The sequence below is a fragment of the Arthrobacter sp. BB-1 genome (assembly GCF_006151685.1).
In the GTDB taxonomy this organism is placed as follows: Bacteria; Actinomycetota; Actinomycetes; order Actinomycetales; family Micrococcaceae; genus Arthrobacter.
This window is the reverse complement of record NZ_VDEV01000010.1, coordinates 58,782-82,084: the sequence shown is the minus strand read 5'-3', so window position 1 is coordinate 82,084 and position 23,303 is coordinate 58,782. Positions and strand designations below refer to the sequence as shown.

Below are 23,303 nucleotides of genomic sequence, written 5' to 3'. Positions count from 1 at the left end.
GCTTCTTATCCCGCGGCCGTGGGCTCCTCACGGAATGCGGCCACGGGCTCAAGCCTGACGATCACGGCCTTGGAGACGGGCGTCTGGCTGCCCTCCGCCACACTTTCCAGCGGCACCAGCACGTTGGCTTCCGGATAGTAGGCGGCAGCGCATCCGCGGGCCGAGGGGTAGGACACCACCCGGTAGTTGCGTAGGACCCGCTCCGCGTTGTCCTCGTAGACACCCCGCACGTCCACGTGCTGCCCGTCTTCTATCCCCAGTTCGGCCAGGTCCGCCGGATTCACGAACACCACCTCGCGGCCCTTCTTGATGCCGCGGTAGCGGTCGTTGTGGCCGTAGATGGTCGTGTTGAACTGGTCGTGCGAGCGCATGCTCTGCAGGATCAGGGTGCCCGCCGGGCGCTCCACATGCTCGAGCTCGTTAACGGTCAGAATTGCCTTGCCAGTGGGCGTGTGGAACGTGCGGGAGTCGCGCGGACCGTTCGGCAGGACAAAGCCGCCCTCCTGCCTGATCTTCCGGTTGTAGTCCTCGCAGCCCACCACCACGTGGGAGATATGCTCGCGGATCAGGTCGTAGTCCTTCTGGAAGCCCGCCCAGTCCGCTGCGATCCGGTCCCCCAGCACCCGCTCCGCCAGCTGGCAGACGATGGCCACCTCCGAGAGCAGGCCGGGAGCCACGGGTTCAACCGTGCCGTGGGAGGCGTGGACGGCGCAGACAGTGTCCTCCACGGACACGAACTGCGGGCCGGACTCCTGCCGGTCGATCTCGGTCCGTCCGAGCGTGGGCAGGATCAACGCCTCAGTGCCTGTGACCGCGTGGGAGTGGTTGAGCTTGGTGGAGATCTGCACGGACAGCTCGGTGCCTTCCATAGCAGCCTCGGCAGCCCTGGTGTCGGACATGGCGCCCACGAAGTTGCCGCCCATGGCGATAAAAACCTTGATCCCGCCGTCGCGCATCTGCCGGATGGTCTCCACCGCGTCCGCGCCATGCGTCCGCGGCGGTTCGAAGCTGAATTCCTTGCCCAGGGCGTCCAGGAAGGCCGGCGGCATCTGTTCCCAGATGCCCATGGTCCGGTCGCCCTGGACATTGCTGTGCCCGCGGATGGGCGAAGCTCCGGCGCCGGGCTTGCCGATGTTGCCGCGCAGCAGCAGGAGGTTGATGATCTCCTTGATGGTGGCCACGGCCTTCTTGTGCTGCGTGATGCCCATGGCCCAGGTGATGATCACCGTCTCCGCGGCGAGGTAACGGGCGGCGAGCTCGTCGATTTCCTCGGTCCGCAGGCCCGTGGCCTCTAGGACTGCGGCCTCGTCCAGTTCCGCAAGGTGCGCCCGGAGCTCCTCAAGCCCCTCGCAGTGTTCCTCAAGGAACTGGTGGTCCAGCACCGTCCCCGGATGGGCGGCCTCGGCATCCAGGACGCGCTTGGACACGGCCTGCAGCAGCGCCATGTCGCCGCCGATCCGCACCTGCAGGAACTGGTCCGCCAGATCCGTGCCGTGGCCGATGATCCCCTTCACCTTTTGCGGGTTCTTGTAGCGCATCAACCCGGCCTCAGGCAGCGGGTTGATCGCCACGATCCGGGCGCCGGCCTCCTTTGCCTCTTCGAGGGCGGTGAGCATGCGGGGGTGGTTGGTGCCCGGGTTCTGTCCCATGATGATGATCAGGTCGGCCTTGGCAAAGTCGTCGTAGGAGACCGTGGCCTTGCCGACGCCGATGGTCTGGCCCATAGCCCAGCCGGAGGACTCGTGGCACATATTGGAGCAGTCCGGCAGGTTGTTGGTGCCGTAGCCGCGGATGAACAGCTGGTACAGGAAGGCGGCCTCGTTGGAGGTCCGGCCGCTGGTGTAGAAGGCTGCCTGGTCCGGGCTGGGCAGGGACTTCAGCTTGTCCGCGATGATCCCGAAGGCTTCGTCCCAGCCCACGGGCCGGTAGTGGTCCTCGCCGGCGGGCTTGTACACGGGTTCCGTCAGGCGCCCCTGCATGCCAAGCCAGTACTCGGACCGCTCCCGCAGCTCGCTGACCGGGTGTTCGGCCCAGAACTCGGACCCTATGACCACCGGCGTGGCCTCCCAGGTCACTGCCTTGGCACCGTTCTCGCAGAATTCGAACGTCTTGCGGTGCCCCGGGTCAGGCCAGGCGCAGCTCATGCAGTCGAACCCGTCCTTCTGGTTCAGCGCCAGCAGGGTCTTCCGCGACCGGTCCAGGCCCATGTGCTTGAGCGCCGGCTGCATGGAATGGTAGACGCCAGGCACGCCGGCGGCCCAGGTCTTCGGATGGCCGCTGACTTCGATCTCGGACTCGTCAGCCTCTTCGACTTCGGGGTTTTTGCGCGTCACTGCTGGTTCTCCTCGCGTTCAGCCGGTACCGGCAACCCTCCGGATGTTCGGGAGGTCCGGGCACTTTCCACACTTGTTCAGGGAAACCGGGAAGTCAAGGAAAACGGCTCCCCGACCGCTCGCTGAGCGGGCGGCCGCCGCGGGCAACGGACGACGCCGGGTCCCGGCCGCGATAGGCTGGTCACCTCGGCTGAAGCAAGCGGCCGCGGGAACCACTCTGCGGAGCGCCTTTGATGTCCGACGACCTTGCCCTCGCCGCCCTCGCGGCGTCCTCCTTTTCCCTCCCCGAGCTGCGGGACGGCCAGCTGGCCGGCATGGCCGCGCTCGCCGGCGGCCGGGACGTCCTGGCGGTGATGCCCACCGGCTATGGAAAATCTGCGATCTACCAGGTCGCGGCACAGTTCCTCCACAACAAGACCGGGCGCCCCGCCGTCGTGGTTTCCCCGCTCATCGCCCTGCAGGAGGACCAGCTCGACGGACTGGCCTCGGACTTGGGGGCGGGTGCCGCCGTCGCCGTCAACTCCTCCCGCAGCGACGCGGAGGTGGAGTCCGCCTGGCAGGCCGTGGAAACCGGCGAGGCAACGTTCCTGTTCCTCGCCCCGGAGCAGCTGGCCAAGCAGAAGACGGTGGACCGCATCGCCGCCCTGGGCATTTCCCTGTTCGTGGTGGACGAGGCCCACTGCGTCTCCTCCTGGGGCCATGATTTCCGCCCCGACTACCTCAGCCTGGGAAACGTCCGCGAACGGCTGGGCAATCCTCCCGTTGCGGCCCTGACCGCCACGGCCTCGCCCCCGGTCCGGGACGAGATCGTGCAGCGGCTGGGCATGAAGGACCCGCTGGTCCTGGTGCACGGCTTCGACCGGCCCAACATCAACCTGGACGTGGTCCGCCACCATGAGGACAAGGGTAAGCGCCAGGCCGTGGTGGAACAGGTGGCGGCGATGGCCCGGGACGGGCAAGGGCTCCTCTACGCCGCCACCCGGAAGGACACCGAAAAGTACGCCGCCAAGCTGGCCAAGGCTGGGCTGCGCGCGGAGGCTTACCACGCCGGCCGCTCCGCCGGGGACCGCGAGCGCATCCACGAGCAGTTCCTGGACGACCAGCTCGACGTCGTGGTGGCCACCACCGCGTTCGGCATGGGAATCGACAAGCCCAATGTGCGCTTCGTGGTCCACGCGGACATTCCCGAGTCGCTGGATTCCTACTACCAGGAGATCGGCCGGGCCGGGCGTGACGGCGAGCCGGCTTCGGCCGTGCTGCACTACCGGTCGGAGGATCTGGGCCTGCGGAAGTTCTTCGCAACGCACTCCCCCGATCCTGAATCGCTCCTGGCCGTTTTGAAGGTGCTGAAGGCCGCGGGAGCGCCGGCGCCGAAATCGTCCCTGGCGGAGCTCACCGGCTTTCCCGCCCGGCGCATCACCTCCCTGGTGAACCAGCTGGAGGAGACCGGCGCCGTCACCTCCGGCAGGCGCGGTGTCCGTCTGGTTTCGAAGGCGAAGCCGTCCGCGCTGGTGGAGGACGCCGTCGAACTCGCCGAGGCCCGGCAGCGCGTGGACCAGTCCAGGCTCACCATGATGCGCGGCTACGCCGAGACGGACGGCTGCCGGCGGCAGTTCCTGCTGGGCTACTTCGGCGAGGACCTGCCTGAACCGTGCGGAAACTGCGACGCGTGCGCGGACGCTGCCGCGAAGGGGCCGGCGCTCCACTCAAGGGACGACGACGACGGCGGCACGGCTTCCGGCGGCCAGGCGGAGGAACGGTTCCCGCTCCAGTCCGCCGTGGTCCACAAGGAGTGGGGGCCGGGGCTGGTGATGCGGCACGAGGATGACGTGATGACCGTGCTGTTTGAACAGGAGGGCTACAAGACCCTCTCGCGGACCGCTGTGGTGGAACACGAACTCCTCAAGCCGGCATAGGTGGGTAGGCTGGGAAGAGACTCCAACGAAAGGCCCGCCGCGTGGAAGTACCTTCTTATGTCTGGACGCTGACCGTCATTGGGATCGTGGGCCTGCTGGTCTTCGATTTCTTTTTCCACGTCCGCAAGGCGCACACGCCCTCGCTTAAGGAAGCGGCTGTGTGGTCTGCCCTGTATGTGGGGATCGCACTGCTGTTTGGGCTCGGCGTGCTGCTGTTCGGCGGGCCCACCATGGGCACCGAATACTTTGCCGGATACATCACGGAGAAGGCACTGTCCGTGGACAACCTCTTCGTCTTCCTCATCATCATGGCGAGCTTCCGGGTGCCCCGCGCGGACCAGCAGAAGGTGCTGCTGTTCGGCATCGTCTTTTCGCTGATCGCCCGTACCGCGTTCATTTTCCTGGGTGCGGCCCTGATCAACAGCTTCGCGTGGGTGTTCTACATCTTCGGGCTGATCCTGCTCATAACCGCCGGCAACCTCCTCAAGCCGGACAGCCACGACGACGACACCGAGGGCCTGGTGGTCCGGCTCGCCAAGAAGTTCCTGCCGGCGTCGGAACACTACGACGGCGACAAGCTCTTCACCATGCAGGACGGCAAGCGCGTCCTCACCCCGATGCTCCTGGTGATGGTGGCGATCGGCGGCACGGACATCCTGTTTGCGCTGGACTCCATCCCGGCGATCTTCGGCCTGACCCAGAACGTGTTCATCGTGTTCACGGCCACGGCGTTCTCCCTGATGGGCCTGCGGCAGCTGTTCTTCCTGATCGACGGCCTGCTGGACCGACTGATCTTCCTCTCCTACGGCCTGGCCGTCATCCTGGGGTTCATCGGCGTGAAGCTCATCCTGCACGCGCTGCATGAGAACACCCTGCCGTTCATCAACGACGGCGAGCACGTGAACGTGGTGGAGGTCAGCACGGGGGTGTCCCTGAGCGTGATCCTGGGCGTCCTGGTGGTCACGGTCCTGGCGTCCATCTTCAGCCCCAAGGGCAAGGCCAAGAACGCCGTTTCCGGGGCCCGGCGGCATGCTGTTGAGTACCTGGACCTCAACTACGAGACGGACATGAACGAGCGGGACAAGATTTTCGCCGCGATGTGCCGCGAGGAGGACCAGATCCGCAAGCTGCCGGAGAAGTACAAGCGGCTCATCCGGAACGAAACCGAGTTCATGGACCTGCTGCGCTCCGCGCACGCCGAGCATGACAAAGCCCAGGTGCGGGCGGCCGCGGAGGGCTGACCCAACTGGGTAGCGCCAAGTGTCGTTTTGGGGGCTCAGAACGACACTTGGCGCTACCTACATTTGGGGCCCGGCTGTTTGTCGGTGCCTCTTGCTAGCTTTGGTTCAGGGCCAGGGAAATCCTCCTCCGGCCCGGCGATTGACGGCCCGGCTGTCGATGGGGAGGCCCCGTGTTCTTGCTCGAAGCTGCTGCCGCTGGCGCGCCGCCGGACCTGGTCTTTTCCGCCAGTGACCTTGTGGCTGCCAGCGAGTGTGAATACCGCACGCTCCGGATCCTCGACGAAAAGCTGGGCCGTTCCCCGAAGGCGGTGTTCCCTGCAGACGAGATGCAGGTCCGCGCCGGCAGGCTGGGCGACCGGCACGAGCAGACCGTCCTGGCCAGCCTGGTTGCCAAGTACGGCGAATGGGATGCCAGCAGGGGTGCCGGCGTGTACTCCCTTGACCGCGGCCAGAACGTGCGCGGGGAACTGCAGGCCAAGCATGCCGAAACGGAGCTCGCCCTGCGGTCCGGGGCGGACGTGGTCTTCCAGGCCACCTTCTTTGACGGTGAGTTCCTGGGCTACGCGGATTTCCTGGTCAACGAGGCCGCAGGCACCGGAACTCCCGGCCGGTACGAGGTCTGGGACACGAAGCTTGCCCGGCACGCGAAAGTCGGCGCCCTGCTGCAGCTTGCGGCTTACGGGGACCAGCTGCTGGGGATGGGCCTCAAGCCCTCGCCGGTGGTCACCCTGGTGCTGGGCACGCGCATAGGTGAGGACTGGCTCCGCAGCAGCCATTCCCTTCCGGACCTGTTGCCGGTGTTCCGGGAACGACGGCGGCGCTTCCGCCAGCTGACAGGGCAGCACCGGGAAGCAGACGGCCCGGTCCAGTGGCAGCAGCCAGGGATTGTCCACTGCGGCCGGTGTGATTACTGCGCCGAGCAGGTGCAGCTGCACCGGGACCTGCTGATGGTGGCGGGGATGTCCGTGGTGCAGCGGAAGAAACTGCACGCCGCCGGCATCACCACCATCGAGGAACTAGCCGCCATGCCTGCCGGAGACGCCCGGAATTCCGTCGCACGGCTCCGCTCGCAGGCGCGCATGCAGCTGGGGCTGGACGCTGCCGCGGGCTCCCGGACGTTCACCAAGGACGGCCAGCCACACACCGTCTCGTTCATTGTCCTGCCCGGGAACACCATCGGCGCACTCCCGCCACCCAGCCCCGGGGACATCTTCTTCGACTTCGAGGGAGACCCCCTCTGGCAAGATCCTGCAACCGGAGCCTGGGGCATCGAGTACCTGTTCGGCGTGGTCGAGGCACCCGCTCCGGACCATCACGGGGAGCCTGTGTTCCGTCCGTTCTGGGCGCACTCCCGGTCCGGGGAGCGCCGCGCCTTCCTGGATTTCCTCGCGTATGTGGAGGAACGCCGGGCACGCCATCCGGACATGCACGTGTACCACTACGCGGCCTATGAAAAGACGGCGCTCCGCAACCTTTCCCTGGCGCACCAGGCCGGGGAAGAGACAGTGGACAGCTGGCTCCGGGAAGGCCTGCTGGTGGACCTTTACGCCACCGTCCGGCATTCGCTGCGCATTTCCGAGCCCTCCTACTCCATCAAGAAACTCGAACCGCTCTACATGGGCGGCAACCTGCGCTCGGGGGACGTGAAAGACGCCGGGGCCTCCGTGGTGGCCTACGCCGCCTACTGCGCGGCCCGGGATTCGGGCCGTCTGGACGAGGCGGACAAGGTCCTGGCCTCCATTTCGGACTACAACCAGTACGACTGCCTGTCCACGCTGCGGCTCCGGGACTGGCTGCTGGAGGTCGGTGCCCAGGCCGCCGCCGCGGACGCCCAGGAAACACCCGGCGGGCAGGCCGCTGCGCCCGCGGCATCCCCGGTGCGCCAGGGTGAAACCGGAGGCCAGCCGGCGCCGGAACAGCGGGCAGCCCCCGAGGAAACTCCAGCGGAGGCCAGGCTGCGGGAGTACCTGGCCAGCCTCCCGGACAACCGCCCCTGGACCGACGACGAACGCGCCATCGCGATGGTGGCGGCCGCCACCGGATACCACCGCCGGGAGCGCAAGCAGTTCTGGTGGCAGCACTTCGACCGGGTGGAAGCTCCGCTCGAGAACTGGGCTGACCAACGGAACGTGTTCGTGGTGTCCTCCGCCGAGGTCACCTCCGACTGGGCCCTGGCCAAACCCCGTGAACGTATGCGCACCCGGGTACTCCGACTCCGGGGCACCATGACCGAGGGATCCGATTTCCGCGCGGACTCCACCTGGTGCCGGCTCTACGATGCACCGCCGCCGGACGGCATGGCCGCCCCGGATGCCGCCCCCGGCGCACGGGCCTACTCCTTTGGGACCAGGATCAGCGAGCTTGCCCCGGCCCCTGACAACCCGGAACACACCATCATCACCATCGCTGAGCGCGAGTCGGGGAAGGTTGCCGCCTACCCGCACCTGCCTGTGGCACTGACAGAGGACCAGCCGCTGGCCACCGCGAGCATCGAGGCTGCAATCGCCGAGATCGCCGCTGCCGTGGGAGCGTCCCTGCCGTCCATGCCCGCCCAATCCGGGCTGGACATCCTGCGCAAGCGGGCGCCGCGCTTCCGCACCCTGGAAGGGCCGGTGGACGTACCCCATGACACCGAGGGCGCCGCGGACTACGCCACCGCCATCACTGCCTCACTCCGGGACCTCGACCATTCCTACCTCGCCGTGCAGGGCCCGCCGGGCACGGGAAAGACCTATGTCGGTGCCCACGTCATCGGCCGGCTGGTGAAGGAGGGCTGGAAGATCGGCGTGGTGGGCCAGTCGCACAACGTGGTGGAGAACCTGCTCTGCTGCGCCATCGCCACCGGCGGCGTCAACCCCGCGGTGGTGGCCAAGAAGCTGGCATCCCCGCACGACGTTCCCTGGAAGTCGTGCGGGGAAGGCGACGTCGCCCGGCTGCTCGCGGCCTCCGGCGGCTGCCTGGTGGGCGGCACGGCGTGGACCATGACCGGGAAGGAAGTCTCCGCCGGTTCCCTGGATCTGCTGGTGATCGATGAAGCCGGCCAGTTCTCGCTGGCCAACACCCTGGCTGTTTCCCGGGCAGCCAAGCGGCTGCTCCTGCTCGGCGATCCGCAGCAGCTTCCGCAGGTGACCCAGGGTGCGCACCCGGAACCCGTGGACGAGTCGGCGCTGGGATGGCTGGCCGCCGGTCACGCCACCCTGCCCGCCGCACTCGGCTACTTCCTTGCCGACACCTGGCGCATGCATCCGGACCTGTGCCGCGCAGTCTCCACACTCAGCTACGAAGGAAAGCTGCAGTCCGCCCCAGCGGCATCGCAACGGAAGCTGGAGGAGCTGCCGCCCGGCGTCGAAACTGTTTTTGTGGAGCACACCGGCAACACCACGGCGTCCCAGGAAGAGGCGGCGGAGGTGGTCCGGCAGGCACGGCGGCACCTTGGCCTGAAATGGAAGCCGGGGGCTGAGAGCGAGGCACGGCCGCTGGACCAGCAAGACCTGCTGGTGGTGGCCGCCTACAACGCCCAGGTCCACCTCATCCGGAAATCCCTGGAAGAAGCCGGGCTGCCGGACGTCCGGGTGGGAACCGTGGACAAGTTCCAGGGCCAGGAAGCACCCGTTGTTCTCGTGTCCATGGCCTGCTCAGCCGTGGCCGAGGCACCGCGGGGAGCAGAATTCCTGCTCAACAGGAACCGGATCAATGTGGCCGTATCACGCGGGCAATGGAGGGCAGTGATTATCCGCTCCCCCGAGCTCACCAGTTACATGCCGCACAAGCCCGCAGCACTGGAAGAGCTGGGTGCCTTTATCGGCCTCAGCCCGCGGGAGTAAGCCGGGAACAGGTCAGCGCGCCCGGAAGCCGCGGAAGTTGCCCTCAGCGGCGGAAATGGAGTCCTCCACGCGCTCCACCCGCCCCGGGGTGCGCTCTGAGTTCAGCCAGGTCCGGAGCTCGTTGATCTTCCACTGAGGCCCCTCGGCAACCAAGGCGACCGAGCCGTCAGCGAGGTTCTCCACCTCGCCGGTCAGGCCAAGCTCCTCCGCTTTGCCCTTGGTCCAGTAGCGGAACCCCACGCCCTGCACCACGCCAAAGACCCGGGCGGTCAACCGCACCGCTTCCGCGTCAGATGGACCCGTTGCGCCGGGAGAAGCCGCACCACCAGGAGAAGCCGCACCACCAGGAGAAGCCGCCCCGCCAGGAGAAGCCGCCCCGCCAGGAGAAGCCGCGCCGCGGGAAGGATCGGGCGCCCCGGATGACGGACCTGCGTGCCTGGCCAACGTGCCTCCCCTCCGTCAGCGCCGTCCCCGCCCAACTAGGTAGCAGTAAGTGTCGTTTTGAGCGTTCAGAACGACACTTGGCGCTACCTAGTTGGGCGGGAGGGCGACCCGTTAGTTGATGGTGATATCGCGGGTGCTGTGGTTGTACCGGATGGTGACCGGACCGCCGGCGTGGTGCAGCTCGTGGTTGGGGCCGTCGAAGGCGCCGAACGCACCGTAGTTCTCGTCCCAGGACCGGTTGAGGGCGATCTTGAAGGTGTAGAAACCGGCCGGCAGTTCCGCACTCTTCTTCCAGAGCTGGTCCAGGAAGTCGAACTCCATCTGCGCTTCGTCGTACTGCGGAGCCCAGTTCTCCGGAGCGCCCAGGATGGTGTTGAAGTCGCCCGCAACAGCCACAGCTTCGGGCTGCGGGTGGGTCTCGACATCCGCGTCCTCGAACAGCCCGGCTGCCGCGGGAGCAGCGGTGTCCGTGGCCTTGGCAGGGGCCTTGCCCTTGCGCACTGCCTTCACAACGGGCTCGACGGCGTCCTCGAGCACCTTGGCTGCCTTGCCCACGGCGGCAGCGGCCTTCTTCGCGGGGGTCTTCTTGGCGGGCTTCTTGGTTTCGCCAGCTGCGGCGGCCGCGGCTGCAGGCGCTGCCGCCTCGGGGACCGCCGTGGTCCTGCGGACAAAGCCCTCGGGAGCGGTGGGCACCTGGACGTCGGCAGGCACCGGAGTGCCGGCGTCGAGCGCGGTGGCGAAGGAAACGGCGTCCGGGAAGGCAACCGTGGCGCGCATGCCTTCGTCAGTGATGGTCCAGCCGGAGCGGCCCTTGACCAGCCAGCCGGCCTTGACCAGCTTCGCCGTAGCTGAGGTGAGCGTCTTGTGCCCGCGGGGAATCCCGCCGCTGAGCAGTTCGGCTTCGTGCTCGTTGAACGGCACGCGTGCCGTAGCCTCCGCGAGGACCTGCCCCGCGTTCAGTGCATCGCCTGACCACACGCCTTCGGTCAGGACATCCAGCACGGTCTTGAGGCGAAGGAAGGTGTTTTCTGCGGTGGACTTGGCCATGATTCCCCTTTATAAAAGCGATCGGTCTTAGGCATCTTGCCAACTGCCGGTTAAATCGCGCGACTTGAAATGGTTAACACTGCGTGTCGTGACCGACTATTAAGCGGACGTCCCAACAAGTGAGGCTGAGGTCTCGGGAAACGGGCTGACTGCACAACCCTTGAGCGCTGACATGGGTGCGACATTGCACTTCCCAGACACGCCTGCGGCCTCCATATTAGCGGGATTAATCAGCTGCTGTTGGCTGGGACACGTTAAGGACCCGCCACTTCCCCGCTGTTCAGCTCCTCCAGCAGTTCCGCCTTCCGTTCCTCGGAGGCGAAGGACGAATGGATCGAGTTCGCTGCAAGCCGCGCCTTGTCGAAATCCGAGAGCTCGAACACCGCCGCCAACTGGGCGAAGTTGTCGTCCACATAGCCGCCAAAATATGCAGGATCGTCCGAGTTGACGGACACGTTCAGCCCCGCCGCGAGCATGGCCGGCAACGGATGGTCCGCGAGGGTGTCCACGGCCCGCAGCCGGACGTTGGACAGCGGGCAGACGGTAAGCGGGATCCGCGCATCCACCAGGCGCTCCACCAGATCCGGATCCTCCATGCAGCGGATGCCGTGGTCGATGCGCTCCACGCCCAGGATGTCCAGGGCCTCGATGATGTACGACGGCGGTCCCTCCTCGCCCGCGTGCGCCGTCAGCCGCAGGCCTGCCTCGCGCGCCTTGTCATAGAGCCGCTCGAACTTCGACGGCGGATTGCCCACCTCGGCGGAGTCCAGGCCGACGGCGGCGATGGGTGCGTTCATGGCCAGCAGGCCGTCCAGCACCTCAAGGGCGGACTCCTCGGAAAGATCCCGCAGGAAGGCGGCGATCAGCAGGGTGGAAATCCCAAACTCCTCCTGCGATGTCGCCAGGACGGACGCAACCCCGTTGACGCAGGCCTGCAGGGAAATCCCGCGGGAGAGGTGGGCTTGCGGGTCCATCATGATCTCGGCGTGCCGGACCCCGGCAGCGGCCGCGCGCTCAAGGTAGGCCCGGGTCATGTCGGCGAAGTCCTGTTCGGTCTGCAGGACGGCCATGTTCGCGTAGTACAGATCCAGGAATGACTGCAGGTCGGTGAATTCGTACTTTTCCCGGAGCTCGTCCAGGCCTGAATACGGGAGGGCGATGCCGTTCCGCCCGGCCAGCTCAAAGATCAGTTCGGGCTGGAGGGTCCCCTCGATGTGAAGGTGCAGCTCGGCCACCGGAAGGATCCGGGCCGGAACCTCCAGGCCAGCTGCGTCCGGTTCTGTTTCAGGCACGGCGGTGCCGCCCGCAAAGTTATCCATCGGGTCAGGATAATGCCCGGGGCCCGAATCGACACTAGAGTCGGACCAATGCAGAACGCCCAGCACGCTGATGACCTGCAGTACCCGGCTCCTGCCGCTTCCGCCGACGGTTTCGTCCGGGTCCGGGGGGCCCGCGAAAACAACCTAAGAAACGTGGATGTGGATGTGCCGCGCGACGCAATCGTGGCGTTCACCGGCGTCTCCGGCTCCGGCAAGTCCTCACTGGCGTTCGGCACCATCTATGCCGAGGCGCAGCGGCGGTACTTCGAATCCGTGGCCCCGTACGCGCGCCGCCTCATCCAGCAGGGGCACAATCCGAAGGTGGAACTGATCAGCGGGCTGCCACCCGCCGTCGCGCTTCAACAGCGCCGCGGCGCGCCCAGCAGCAGGTCAACCGTAGGCACTGTCACCACGCTCTCTAACTCGTTGCGCATGCTGTTCTCAAGAGCCGGAACATACCCGGCAGGCTCCACCCAGCTGGATTCAGACGCCTTCTCCCCCAATACGGCTGCCGGCGCCTGCCGGGAATGCCATGGGCTGGGCATTGCGCACACCGTCAGCGAATCCTCCCTGGTCCCGGACCCGTCCCTCAGCATCCGCGACGGCGCCATCGCGGCCTGGCCCGGCGCCTGGCAGGGTAAGAACCTCCGGGACATCCTCACCCACCTGGGCTACGACGTCGACGTCCCCTGGCGCAAGCTGCCCAGGAAACACCGCGACTGGATCCTGTTCACGGAGGAGCAGCCGGTGGTGGAGGTGACTCCGCAGCGTGACCGCGTGGCCAAACCGTACAAGGGGCGGTTCTGGAGCGCCAGGAGCTATGTCCTCCACACGCTGGCCGATTCGCAGAGTGCCTCAATGCGCGAGCGAGTGCTGGCCTACATGGAGTCCGGGCCGTGCCCGCGCTGTTCGGGGACGGGGCTGGTGCCGGAGGCCCTGGCTGTGACCTTCGGGGGCAGGACCATCGCCGAACTCAACCGGCTTCCCATGGTGGAGCTCGCGGAGGCCGTCCGTCCCACCGCTGGATTGGACGACGCCGGCACGGCCTCCCGGAGGCAGCTTTCCGGGGAGTCCAACGAGGTAGCGGTGGCCATCACCCGGGACCTGCTCCAGCGGATCACTGTCCTGCTGGACCTCGGACTCGGCTACCTGGCGCTCGGCCGCGCCACCCCCACCCTGTCGCCGGGCGAGATGCAGCGGCTCAGGATCGCCACGCAGCTGCGGTCCGGCCTGTTCGGCGTGATCTACGTGCTTGATGAGCCCTCCGCGGGGCTTCATCCCGCCGACGCAGAGCCGCTGCTGGAGGTGCTGGAGCAGCTGAAATCGTCCGGCAACTCCGTATTTGTGGTGGAACACAACATGGACGTGGTGCGCAGGGCCGACTGGTTGGTGGACGTGGGCCCGCGCGCCGGCGAGGGCGGCGGCGAAGTGCTGTACAGCGGACCCGTCGGCGGCCTCGCCGGGATTGAGGCGTCAGTCACCAGGCCTTTCCTGTTCGACGACGGCGGGCACGTCCCCGCGGGCGGTGCCGGTACCAGCCGGGCCAGGGAGCCGAAGGAGTGGCTGGAACTGACGGACATCCGCCGGCACAACCTGCGGGGACTGGACGCAGAGTTCCCGTTGGGCGTGCTCACGGCAGTCACAGGTGTTTCCGGCTCCGGCAAGTCCACTCTGGTGGGCAAAGTCCTGGGCGAGGTGGTGGCCGCCGGTCTCAAAACCCCGGTGGAGCAGGACGAACCTGCGGAACCACTGGAGCTGGGAAGCGTCATGGGCAACCACGGCATCGACCGGCTGGTCACCGTGGACCAGAAGCCCATCGGCCGGACCCCGCGGTCCAACCTGGCCACCTACACCGGGCTTTTCGACGCCGTCCGAAAGGAGTTCGCCGCAACGGACCACGCCAGGGACCGCGGCTTCGGTGCCGGAAGGTTCTCCTTCAACGTGGCTGGCGGGCGCTGTGAAACGTGCCAGGGAGAGGGATTTGTGGCCGTCGAACTCCTCTTCCTTCCCGGCAGCTACGGCCCGTGCCCTGAGTGCGCGGGCTCCCGGTACAACCCGGAAACGCTTGAGGTGCTGTACCGGGGCCTGAATGTGGCCGAGGTCCTGGCGCTGACGGTGGACGCCGCCTCCGAATTCCTGGCCGGCATCCCCGCTGCGGCGCGGAGCCTCACAAGCCTGAAGGACGTGGGTCTTGGCTACTTGCGGCTGGGGCAGCCGGCCACCGAACTCTCCGGCGGCGAGGCGCAGCGCATCAAACTGGCTACTGAGCTGCAACGGGCACAGCGCGGCCACAGCGTCTACCTCCTGGATGAGCCGACCACCGGACTGCACCCCGCCGACGTGCAACTCCTGATGGCCCAGCTCCACGGCCTGGTGGACGCCGGAAATTCGGTGGTGGTGGTTGAGCACGACATGGCCGTGGTTGCCGGAGCCGACTGGGTCATCGACCTCGGGCCGTCAGGAGGGGACAAGGGCGGGCAGATCATGGCGGCCGGGACGCCTGCCGCCGTCGCCCGCTCCACCCGCAGCCGCACCGCTCCCTACCTGGCCGCTGCGCTCGGTCAGGCAACCACCAGCTAACACCCAGAAAAATTTCGATTTGATAACGCCCCGGTGATGTCCTAGCGTGAAAAGCATGCCCGCTGCCGGCGGGCCAGGAATGCCCGGTGCTGCCTCCACCACAACTGCCCAGCAGGCAGCCACCGAAATTGACCTCTATTCGTCAGGGGCGGGCAGTGGCGCGATGATCTCCGGGGACGGAACCAGCGCAGGTGGCCTTCAGGAGCATCACCATCATGAAAAACACCAAATTCCGTACTGCCGCGCGCCGCGGAGCCACTGTAGCCGCCATCTCCGCGGCAGGCCTGGCACTCTCAGCCACGGCGGCTAATGCCACCACCAGCACCTCCACCTGGGATGCCCTGGCGCAGTGTGAGAGCGGCGGCAACTGGGCCATCAACACCGGAAACGGCTACTCCGGCGGCCTGCAGTTCAGCCCCACCACCTGGGCCGCCTATGGGGGCACGGGTTCAGCGGCCGATGCCAGCCGCGAGCAGCAGATCGCCGTGGCGGAGCAGGTCCAGGCCTCGCAGGGCTGGGGTGCCTGGCCGTCCTGCGCTGCGCAGCTGGGCCTCAGCGGCGGCGCAACCGGCGCAGTCCAGGCGGCGCCCGTCCAGAGCGCTCCCGGGCAGGCGGCGCCTGTCCAGGCCGCTCCCGTCCAGGCCGCGCAAAGCGCGCCGGTTGCCCAGGCGCCGGCAGCCAAGCACGTGACCGCAGTGGCCCTGAGCGGCGAAACCTACACGCTGCAGGCAGGGGACACCCTGAGCATTGTGGCCGAGAAGCTTGGCGTCCAGGGCGGCTGGCAGCACCTTGCCGATGCCAACCTGGACACCATCGCCGATCCCAACCTCGTATTCGAGGGACAGGTCATCCAGCTCCCCGCATAGTGATTGCGCAGGCCTGGCGGCTGTTGTCGCCGCCGGGCCAGCCACCGCGAGGCGGCAGCCGAAGGGCACCACAGACAGGTCGGCGATAGACAAATTCCGTTGACCAAAAACGACGCCGGCACGCCCCCAAAAGGGGCGTGCCGGCGTCGTTCCTTAATCCTTGAAGGGACTGCCGGGCGGTCAGCCGGCGGCGGGAATTTCCCGCACGATCCGTACCTTCCACGCCTTGTCATCGCTGGTGTCCAGCAGGGCGACGGTGCCATGGGCCAGGTTGAGGGCGACGCGCTTCGCGGCGAGCAGTTCCAGGTACAGGTGCTCGTTCATGCGTGCGGGGGTGTCGATCATGTACTTCACGGCGTCGCGCACCTTGCGGTAGTTGACGCTGCGTTCCCGGTGCATGTGCAACTCCAGGGCCGAGCGCTGCTTCAGCCGCGGCTCGTGGCGGTTCAGCCACGAAACAGCCGCGTGCACGGCCACCACGAGGGTGAGCGATACGGCGTAGATCCACCAGCCGCTGGAGAGCAGGAACAGCGGCAGGTTTCCGATGGCTACGATCGCGATCACAATGCGGAGAGCGGCGATCCGGCGCATCGTCCGGGCGACTGCAGCCACGCCGTCGCGGAAGCGGTGCTGCTCTTTGCGCGCTGCAGCAGGATCGATGGTGAACTCGTCAAGGACCAGGATGCCCTTTGCTTCCGGGCTGAGCATCTGCCCGTAGCGGGGCATGGAGGCTGGGGTGTTTCCGGTGGTTTTTTCAACAGTTGATGTCATGAGAGGGCTTCCAAAAGGCTGGGGTGGTTGCGGTGATCTTAGTGCGTGGAGGCCCCCGGCGTATGCATGCGTCCACGATGTGAACACCACCGGCCTGCGTGTGTGGTCCGGGGCACTGCAATTGGCACATCCGCCAGGTGCCGTCAGACTGAAGGGATGCAAACCTTCCTCCCGTACCCCGATTTCCAGCAGAGCGCCGCCGCCCTGGACACCGCCAGGCTGGGCAAGCAGCGCGTCGAGGCGCTGCAGGCACTCCGTTCCCTGGTGCTGCCGGGATACGGCTGGCAGACCCACCCGGCGATCCGGATGTGGATGGGCTATGTGCCGGCCCTGACCATGTACGGCCTGGCAATGGTGGACGAATGGACCAAGCGCGGCCACCCGGACAACACCCGGGCGAACATCACCGAGTTTGCACCACAAGCCGCCCACCCGGACTATGCGGCGAAGATTCCGCTTCCGCCTTGGCTTGGGGATGCAGATTTCCACCTCAGCCACCGCTCCAAGCTGGTGCGCAAGGAGCCGAAGTTCTACAGCCCGGTATTCACGGATGCGATCCCCGAAATGGACTACATCTGGCCGGAGCCCAGGCATGAGTTCCTCCCGCAGGAGCCGGAAGGCGACATTCTGTGGATCCTCCGTTCCCCGCACCACGACGTCGATCCCCAGACATTGACCACCGTGGCGCTTCCGCCGGTGAACCGGAGCTCCGCTGCGGAGGCGGCTCCTGGCGACGACGGCTACTCCCCTGTCTTCCTCGACGACGGGTCCCGCCGCCCTTCCCGGCAGTCCCGGAAGGCACCGCCCAAGCAGCTGGTCAAGAAACCAACCCGCAAGCGCCTGGCGCAGGAGGAAGCATTCTCCACACTGCCGGGCAAAACGCCGTTGGCCGTTCCGTTCGAGCACGGCCACAAGTTCGCGGTGGGACAGGTGGTGGGCCGGCCCATCACGCTGGAGGACGGCAGGTTCGGCAGGAACTTCACCGTCACCGAGATCATCGACCGCTCCGCTTTTGCCTACCCCGCCCTGCTCCAGGACCCCAGGGTGTTCTTCCCGGTGGAGGCGCCGTAACCCATGACCATCCTGTTAGCCGGCTGCGGTGACCTGGGGACCGAGGCCGGGCTGCGGTTCCATGCCCTTGGCCACCACGTGGTGGGCTGGCGGCGTTCCCCCGCCAAACTGCCGGCCGCGATCGAAGGTGCAGCGGCGGACCTGGGCGCACCCGACCTGCCGCGCGTCCCGGCGGACACCACCGCCGTCGTCATTGCCGTGGCTGCCGACTCGCCGACGGAAGAGGCCTACCGGTCCGCCTATGTTGGCGGCCTCAGCCATGTGCTGGACGCCTTGGAGCGCGACGGCGTGAGGCCCCAGCGGGTGCTTTTCGTTTCCTCGACGGCGGTGTACGGCGATGCCGGCGGCGGCTGGGTGGATGAAAGCACGCCTCCCCGCCCCGCTGGATTCTCGGGGCGCATCCTGCTGGAGGCGGAGCAGCTGCTGGAATCCAGGTTCAGCGGAACGGCAACCACTGCCACGTCCCTCCGGCTGGGCGGCATCTACGGACCCGGCCGCACGCGCCTGATCGACCAGGTCCGCGGCGGTACCGCGGTGGTACCGGACGATGCCAGGTACACCAACCGCATCCACCGCGACGACGCTGCTGCCGCCATCGTGCACCTGGCCACCATGCCTCACGAACCGGCCCCCGTTTACGTGGGCGTGGACAACGACCCCGCCGATCTGGGCACAGTGCTGCGCTTCCTGGCCGCGGAGCTGGGGCTGGCGGAGCCGCCAGTGGGCGATGCCGGGCCCGCACGGGGCGGCAATAAGCGCTGCCGGAACAAACTGCTGCGCAGCACGGGATTTGAATTCGCGTTTCCCTCGTTCCGTGAGGGCTACCGGGACATCCTCGCCGGCAACGGGGTACGCCACCCCTAGCCTGGGGCCGCGCACCGCCGTCTGCGCTTAGGCTGGCTGCTTGGGCCCAGGACGAAGAGGAAGGCGTGGACCATGGATTTTCGGCACATCATTGAAACGGTTGGCGAGTTTGTCGACTTTGCCGGGGTGGCCGTGATGGTGATCGGGGCGCTTGTTTCCATCCCCCTCGCGTTGCGCGGCCACCAGCCCCGCAAACTGCCCGCCGGCGCGGAGAAGCTGACCTTGTACCGTTCCTACCGGCAGCTGCTGGGCAGGTCCATCCTTCTGGGCCTCGAGCTGCTGGTGGCCGCCGACATCATCCGCACCGTCGCTGTCACCCCGACCTTCGAAAGCGTCGGGGTCCTGGCCGTCATTGTGCTGATCCGGACATTCCTCAGTTTCTCGCTGGAGCTGGAAATCACCGGCCGCTGGCCGTGGCAGAAAGAGTCCCGGGAGTCCGCCGATCCTGCCGGGGCCCCCGCAAGCTAGAAAGGCAGAGTCCCGTCCAGTGGCCTCCGGTAGGCTTCGCACGTGGATCACCGCTCGAACGCCGCGGACCTCTGGCCCTCCCCGCCCGAACTGCCGCCGCCCTGCATCATGGACCAGCAGTGGAGAGACGCCATATTCCTGCACTGGCGCATCCCTGAAAACGAGGCTGCCCGTTTCATGCCGCCCGGAGTGCAGCCGGACCTCTTCGACGGCAGTACGTGGGTTGGTCTTATCGCTTTCCGGATGAGGAACGCCGGAGTCGGACGCGGTCCCGGGATCCCGTACTTGGGCAGCTTCAATGAGGTCAACGTGCGCCTCTATTCGAGGGAACCCGACGGCACCCGGGGCGTGGTCTTCCTGAGCCTGGACGCTGACCGGCTGCCGGTGGTCCTGGCGGCGCGGGCGGCCGGCATCCCCTACGTGTGGTCGCGAATCCGCTCTTCCCAGCCCTGGCCGGCGCCGGGCAATGAAACGCTCGGCTATTCCGTCAGGCGTTTCAGGCAAGGAGCCCGGAGCAGCTTTGCCGTGGTACCCCAGTCCGGGCCCGCCGTCGAGGACCCGTTATCGGTCTTCCTCACGGCGAGGTTTGGCATGCACGGCGCATTCCGGGGACGGAGCATCTACATTCCCAACACCCATCAACCATGGCCGCTGTACTCTGCCAGGCTGGACCATCTACAGGACGAACTGATTGGGTCTGCGGGGATCAGCGTGGGCGGTCCGCCCGAATCGGTCCTGTTTTCACCAGGGGTGCGGACCCAGTTCGGGCGGCCGAGGCTGGTAGGTAGCCTCGGCCAACCGCCGGTGGCTTAGGCGTCCTGCCAGCCCCGGCCTTCGCTGAACGTGGCCACAAGCGTGCCCACGCCAGCCTGCAGGGAGTTGGACGGGTCAAAGTAAAGGGAAGCTTCGGAGGCACGGCTGTGGGTTATGAGCTGCTCCGCTTCAAGCTTTGCCTCCGGCACGGTTGCCCCGACGATCCCTGTCCTGGCCGGAAGTTCCGGGGTGTGCACCACCTCCGCGTTGGTCTCGGAGAGCGGAATGGTGGTGCCGGTGTTGATCTCATCGTAGGGGAACTCAAACTCGGCATCGCCGGTCGCGGCAGGAATCGTGTACTCCAGGAAATAGGTCATAAGCCCACCTTTGCAGAAACACCGCACTGCCGAAAGTCGGCCCGCGCTGCGGAGCCAAAGCACGTATTCCCACGTCAACCAGCAGGCTCCTATACTTGCCGGATGATGATGTCGCTGTGGTTTGGCGCCATAGCATCCAGCGCCCTGGTACTGGGTGCATTCATCGGTGTCCGGTTCGAACTTCCCAAACGGCTTCTGGCCATGCTCCTGGCTTTCGCCGCCGGTTCGCTCATCACGGCTTTGGCTTTTGAACTCTTCGAGGACGCTTACCAACGCGGGGGCATAGTACGCGCGGCGATCGGGCTGCTGCTGGGTGCAGTGGTCTTCACGGTTTTGAGCGCTGTACTGGACCGCTGGGCACAGGCGGGAGACCAGAAGCATGCCAAGGCCGCGGATGAGTTCCAGGGAAGTGCGAAGCTGGACACCGATGCCGCGGCGAGCGACAAACGTGCCACTAAGGCATCCACGAGCGGAGCCGCCGGTTTGGCCTTGCTGGCCGCGGTCACTCTGGACGGCGTCCCGGAAAACGTTGCCTTGGGAATCTCCTTGGGCGAGGGAACAGGAGGTCTGGCTTTGCTGGCAGCAATCTTTGTCTCCAACTTCCCCGAAGCGCTGGTTGGTTCAGCCTCCATGCGGAGCCGGGGGCGGTCCACCGGCAGCATCATCGGATTGTGGGTTGCCTGTGCCGTCCTGCTGGTCATCGCCGTCGTCGTCGGGGCTGGGCCGCTGTCCGGCACCGACCCCGAGGCCATCTCCGTACCGCTCGCATTCGCTGCAGGCGCGGTGATCGCGTCCCTCGCAGACACCCTAATGCCGGAAGCCTATGAGCACGGCGGACCGGCCGTCGCGCTGAGCACCGCGGCCGGGTTTGTCCTTGCGTTCGTGCTGTCGCTGGCCTGAACAACCGCAACAGGACTACTTGCCAAGGCCAGCTTTCCGCAGGGCCTCGGCCATGGCTGTGTTGACGGGGGCGGGCTTCGGCGAAGAAGCACGGCCGACGGCGGGCTGCGCTCCCGAGCGCTTCGGCTCCGGCCGGGCGCCGGGCTGCTGGGCGCCAGGCTTCTGGGCGCCTGCCTTCTGGGAGCCGGACTTCTGCGAACCGGGCTTCTGCGGGCCGGCCTTTGGCGAGCCGGACTGACCTCCCCCGGACCTGCCGGCCCCCGGCCTGCCGGAACCGGCCCCGCCAACGGAGGGTTCGTCGTCGAGCCTCAACGTCAGGGAAATCCTCTTCCGCTCAGGATCCGCCTCCAGCACCTTCACGCGGACCACCTGGCCGGACTTCACCACTTCGCGGGGATCGGAAACAAAGCGGTTCGCCATCGCCGAGACGTGGACCAGGCCGTCCTGGTGGACGCCAACGTCAACAAAGGCGCCGAAGGCAGCGACGTTCGTCACCGTTCCCTCCAGCACCATCCCGGGCCTGAGGTCGGAGATCTTCTCGATTCCCTCCGAGAATGTCGCGGCCGCAAACGCAGGGCGCGGGTCCCGTCCCGGCTTGTCCAGCTCGGAGAGAATGTCCTGCACTGTGGGCAGGCCGAACGTATCGTCCACGAAGTCGCGCGGGTCCAGGGAGGAGGCCGGCGCGGAACCGGCAGCAACCAGGATCTTCCGGGCCACCACATAGGATTCCGGGTGCACACTGGAGGCGTCCAGCGGCTCCGCTCCCCCGGTGATCCGGAGGAAGCCTGCGCACTGCTCAAAGGCCTTGGCGCCCAGCCGCGGCACCTTTTTCAGGTCGGTGCGCTTGGCGAAGGGGCCGTGCTCGTTCCGGTAGGCCACAATGTTTTCGCTCAGCAGGGGTCCGACGCCGGCCACGCGGCTGAGCAGTGCGGGCGAGGCCGTGTTCACGTCCACGCCCACGGCGTTCACGCAGTCCTCCACCACGGCGTCCAGGCTGCGGTCCAGCTTCGAGGCCGTCACGTCATGCTGGTACTGGCCCACGCCGATGGACTTCGGATCGATTTTCACCAGCTCCGCAAGCGGGTCCTGGAGACGGCGGGCAATGGACACCGCACCGCGGAGGGAGACGTCCATCCCGGGCAGCTCAGCGGCAGCAAGGGCCGACGCAGAATAGACGGACGCACCGGCTTCGGACACCACCAGCTTCTGCGGCTTCCGGTCCACCTCCGGCAGCAGCTTGATCAGCTCGGCCGCGAGTTTGTCCGTCTCCCGCGACGCCGTGCCGTTTCCAATGGCGATAAGTTCGACGGCGTGCTGCCGCGCCAGCCGCACCAGGGTTGCCAGTGCTTCGTCCCACTTCCGGGCGGGTGCATGCGGGTAGACGGTGTCGGTGGCCACCACCTTGCCGGTGCCGTCCACCACGGCCACTTTGACGCCGGTGCGGAGCCCCGGGTCCAGCCCGAGGGTGGCCCGGTTCCCGGCCGGGGCGGCCAGCAGTACGTCGCGCAGGTTGGCCGCGAACACCCGGACGGCCTCGTCCTCCGCGGCAGCGAACATCTTGCCGCGGAGATCCGCAGTCAGCCGCGACAGCAGGCGGGACCGCCAGGCCACCTGCGCGGTCTGGACCAGCCACGCGTCGGCGGGACGGCCGCGGTCGGCGACCCCGAGGCACCTGGCCACTGCCGATTCGTACCGCGAGCGCGCGGCCGCCAAAGCGTCGTCATCCGCTGGATCTGCCTCGGCAAGGTCCAGCTCGAGGACGCCGTCCTTCTCGCCGCGCAGCAATGCCAGGACGCGGTGGGAAGGCATCCCGGCGGGCGCCTGGGCGAACTTGAAGTAGTCCGCGAATTTCTGCCCGTCGCTTTCCTTCCCCTTCTTTACGCGCGACACCATGCGGCCCTGCGTCCACAGCCGCTCACGCAGGGTGGCGGCCAGGTCGGGGTCCTGCGCTACCCGCTCAACCAGGATGGCGCGTGCCCCGGCCAGCGCCGCAGCGGCGTCGGCGATGGCATGCTCCGCGTTGAGGTACTTGGCGGCCTCGCGTTCCGGGTCAAGGTCAGGCCGCTTCAGCAGGGCATCGGCAAGGGGCTCAAGGCCGGCTTCCCGCGCGATCTGCGCCTTGGTCCGCCGCTTGGACTTGAACGGCAGGTAGATGTCCTCGAGCCGGGATTTCGTGTCCGCGGCGAGGATGGCCTTGGCCAGCTCAGGAGTCAACTGGCCCTGCGCTTCGATCGCGTCGAGCACCGAACGACGGCGGTCGGCAAGCTCGCGGAGGTAACGGAGCCGTTCGTCGAGTTCGCGGAGCTGGGTGTCGTCCAGCGTCCCGGTGGCCTCCTTGCGGTACCGGGCGATGAACGGCACGGTGGATCCGCCGTCGAGCAGTTCAACAGCTGCCTTCACCTGCCAGGCCTTGACGCCGAGCTCTGCGGCTATCTGCGAGTAGATGGCATCGTCCGGTGTCATGGACTGGGACGGGGCGGACGGGGCTTGCGGCAGTTGAGTCACCAGAACATCTTGCCCTACCGGCTT

General features: G+C 67.1%; 16 protein-coding genes and 1 pseudogene. 10 read left to right on the top strand and 7 right to left on the bottom strand.

Translation table 11 applies throughout. From position 1 onward, the window contains the following. Positions 1–5: 5 nt before the first annotated feature. Positions 6–2,333 carry an FdhF/YdeP family oxidoreductase gene (locus FHJ30_RS05140; protein WP_139028228.1) on the bottom strand — a complete coding sequence of 776 codons (2,328 nt, stop codon included), beginning with the start codon at positions 2,331–2,333 and terminating at the stop codon, positions 6–8. 233 nt (positions 2,334–2,566) lie between these two features. Between FHJ30_RS05140 and FHJ30_RS05135 the strand changes: the two genes are divergently transcribed. The 3 genes from FHJ30_RS05135 to FHJ30_RS05125 all read left to right on the top strand — a co-directional run bounded on the left by FHJ30_RS05135 (position 2,567) and on the right by FHJ30_RS05125 (position 9,314). Further along, positions 2,567–4,249, top strand: a complete 1,683-nt coding sequence (locus tag FHJ30_RS05135) for an ATP-dependent DNA helicase RecQ (protein ID WP_139028227.1) — start codon at positions 2,567–2,569, stop codon at positions 4,247–4,249. A 41-nt stretch (positions 4,250–4,290) separates the two neighbouring features. Then, positions 4,291–5,490, top strand: a complete 1,200-nt coding sequence (locus FHJ30_RS05130; protein WP_139028226.1) for a TerC family protein — start codon at positions 4,291–4,293, stop codon at positions 5,488–5,490. A gap of 170 nt (positions 5,491–5,660) precedes the next feature. Continuing rightward, positions 5,661–9,314: a TM0106 family RecB-like putative nuclease gene (locus tag FHJ30_RS05125; RefSeq protein WP_139028225.1), complete on the top strand. Its 3,654-nt coding sequence runs from the start codon at positions 5,661–5,663 to the stop codon at positions 9,312–9,314. 12 nt (positions 9,315–9,326) lie between these two features. On the opposite strand, the pseudogene FHJ30_RS21615 reads toward FHJ30_RS05125, so the two are convergent. From FHJ30_RS21615 to FHJ30_RS05110, 3 genes and pseudogenes are all read right to left on the bottom strand, one after another. Next, positions 9,327–9,632: pseudogene (locus FHJ30_RS21615) on the bottom strand (acylphosphatase); the annotation flags it as partial. A gap of 237 nt (positions 9,633–9,869) precedes the next feature. Beyond that, positions 9,870–10,805 carry a glycosidase gene (locus tag FHJ30_RS05115; protein ID WP_139028223.1) on the bottom strand — a complete coding sequence of 312 codons (936 nt, stop codon included), beginning with the start codon at positions 10,803–10,805 and terminating at the stop codon, positions 9,870–9,872. 254 nt (positions 10,806–11,059) lie between these two features. After that, entirely contained in the window at positions 11,060–12,124 is a 1,065-nt protein-coding gene (locus FHJ30_RS05110) for an adenosine deaminase (RefSeq protein ID WP_171058926.1), read from the bottom strand. 48 nt (positions 12,125–12,172) lie between these two features. Here FHJ30_RS05110 and FHJ30_RS05105 point away from each other — a divergent pair, with 48 nt between their 5' ends. Beyond that, positions 12,173–14,704: an excinuclease ABC subunit UvrA gene (locus FHJ30_RS05105; RefSeq protein ID WP_139028222.1), complete on the top strand. Its 2,532-nt coding sequence runs from the start codon at positions 12,173–12,175 to the stop codon at positions 14,702–14,704. A gap of 215 nt (positions 14,705–14,919) precedes the next feature. Then, positions 14,920–15,570, top strand: coding sequence for a transglycosylase family protein (locus FHJ30_RS05100; protein WP_139028221.1), 651 nt, complete (start codon positions 14,920–14,922; stop codon positions 15,568–15,570). Positions 15,571–15,750: 180 nt separating this feature from the next. Here FHJ30_RS05100 and FHJ30_RS05095 read toward each other — a convergent pair whose 3' ends face one another. Next, positions 15,751–16,341, bottom strand: a complete 591-nt coding sequence (locus FHJ30_RS05095; protein ID WP_139028220.1) for a hypothetical protein — start codon at positions 16,339–16,341, stop codon at positions 15,751–15,753. 156 nt (positions 16,342–16,497) lie between these two features. Here FHJ30_RS05095 and FHJ30_RS05090 point away from each other — a divergent pair, with 156 nt between their 5' ends. From FHJ30_RS05090 to FHJ30_RS05075, 4 genes are all read left to right on the top strand, one after another. Then, positions 16,498–17,412, top strand: a complete 915-nt coding sequence (locus FHJ30_RS05090) for an MSMEG_6728 family protein (RefSeq protein ID WP_139028219.1) — start codon at positions 16,498–16,500, stop codon at positions 17,410–17,412. 3 nt (positions 17,413–17,415) lie between these two features. Then, positions 17,416–18,276 (top strand): SDR family oxidoreductase, encoded by an 861-nt coding sequence (locus FHJ30_RS05085; protein ID WP_139028218.1) that lies wholly within the window; start codon positions 17,416–17,418, stop codon positions 18,274–18,276. A 72-nt stretch (positions 18,277–18,348) separates the two neighbouring features. Further along, positions 18,349–18,744: a DUF1622 domain-containing protein gene (locus FHJ30_RS05080; protein ID WP_139028217.1), complete on the top strand. Its 396-nt coding sequence runs from the start codon at positions 18,349–18,351 to the stop codon at positions 18,742–18,744. 108 nt (positions 18,745–18,852) lie between these two features. After that, a complete protein-coding gene (locus tag FHJ30_RS05075) occupies positions 18,853–19,557 on the top strand; it encodes a YqjF family protein (protein ID WP_139028304.1) in 705 nt (234 codons plus the stop codon). On the opposite strand, the gene FHJ30_RS05070 is transcribed toward FHJ30_RS05075, so the two are convergent. Further along, positions 19,554–19,874 carry a hypothetical protein gene (locus FHJ30_RS05070; RefSeq protein ID WP_139028216.1) on the bottom strand — a complete coding sequence of 107 codons (321 nt, stop codon included), beginning with the start codon at positions 19,872–19,874 and terminating at the stop codon, positions 19,554–19,556. The genes FHJ30_RS05075 and FHJ30_RS05070 overlap by 4 nt on opposite strands. 102 nt (positions 19,875–19,976) lie before the next feature. Here FHJ30_RS05070 and FHJ30_RS05065 point away from each other — a divergent pair, with 102 nt between their 5' ends. Further along, a complete protein-coding gene (locus FHJ30_RS05065; protein WP_139028215.1) occupies positions 19,977–20,774 on the top strand; it encodes a ZIP family metal transporter in 798 nt (265 codons plus the stop codon). 15 nt (positions 20,775–20,789) lie between these two features. On the opposite strand, the gene FHJ30_RS05060 is transcribed toward FHJ30_RS05065, so the two are convergent. Then, positions 20,790–23,279 carry a Tex family protein gene (locus tag FHJ30_RS05060; RefSeq protein WP_139028214.1) on the bottom strand — a complete coding sequence of 830 codons (2,490 nt, stop codon included), beginning with the start codon at positions 23,277–23,279 and terminating at the stop codon, positions 20,790–20,792. Positions 23,280–23,303: the final 24 nt, after the last annotated feature.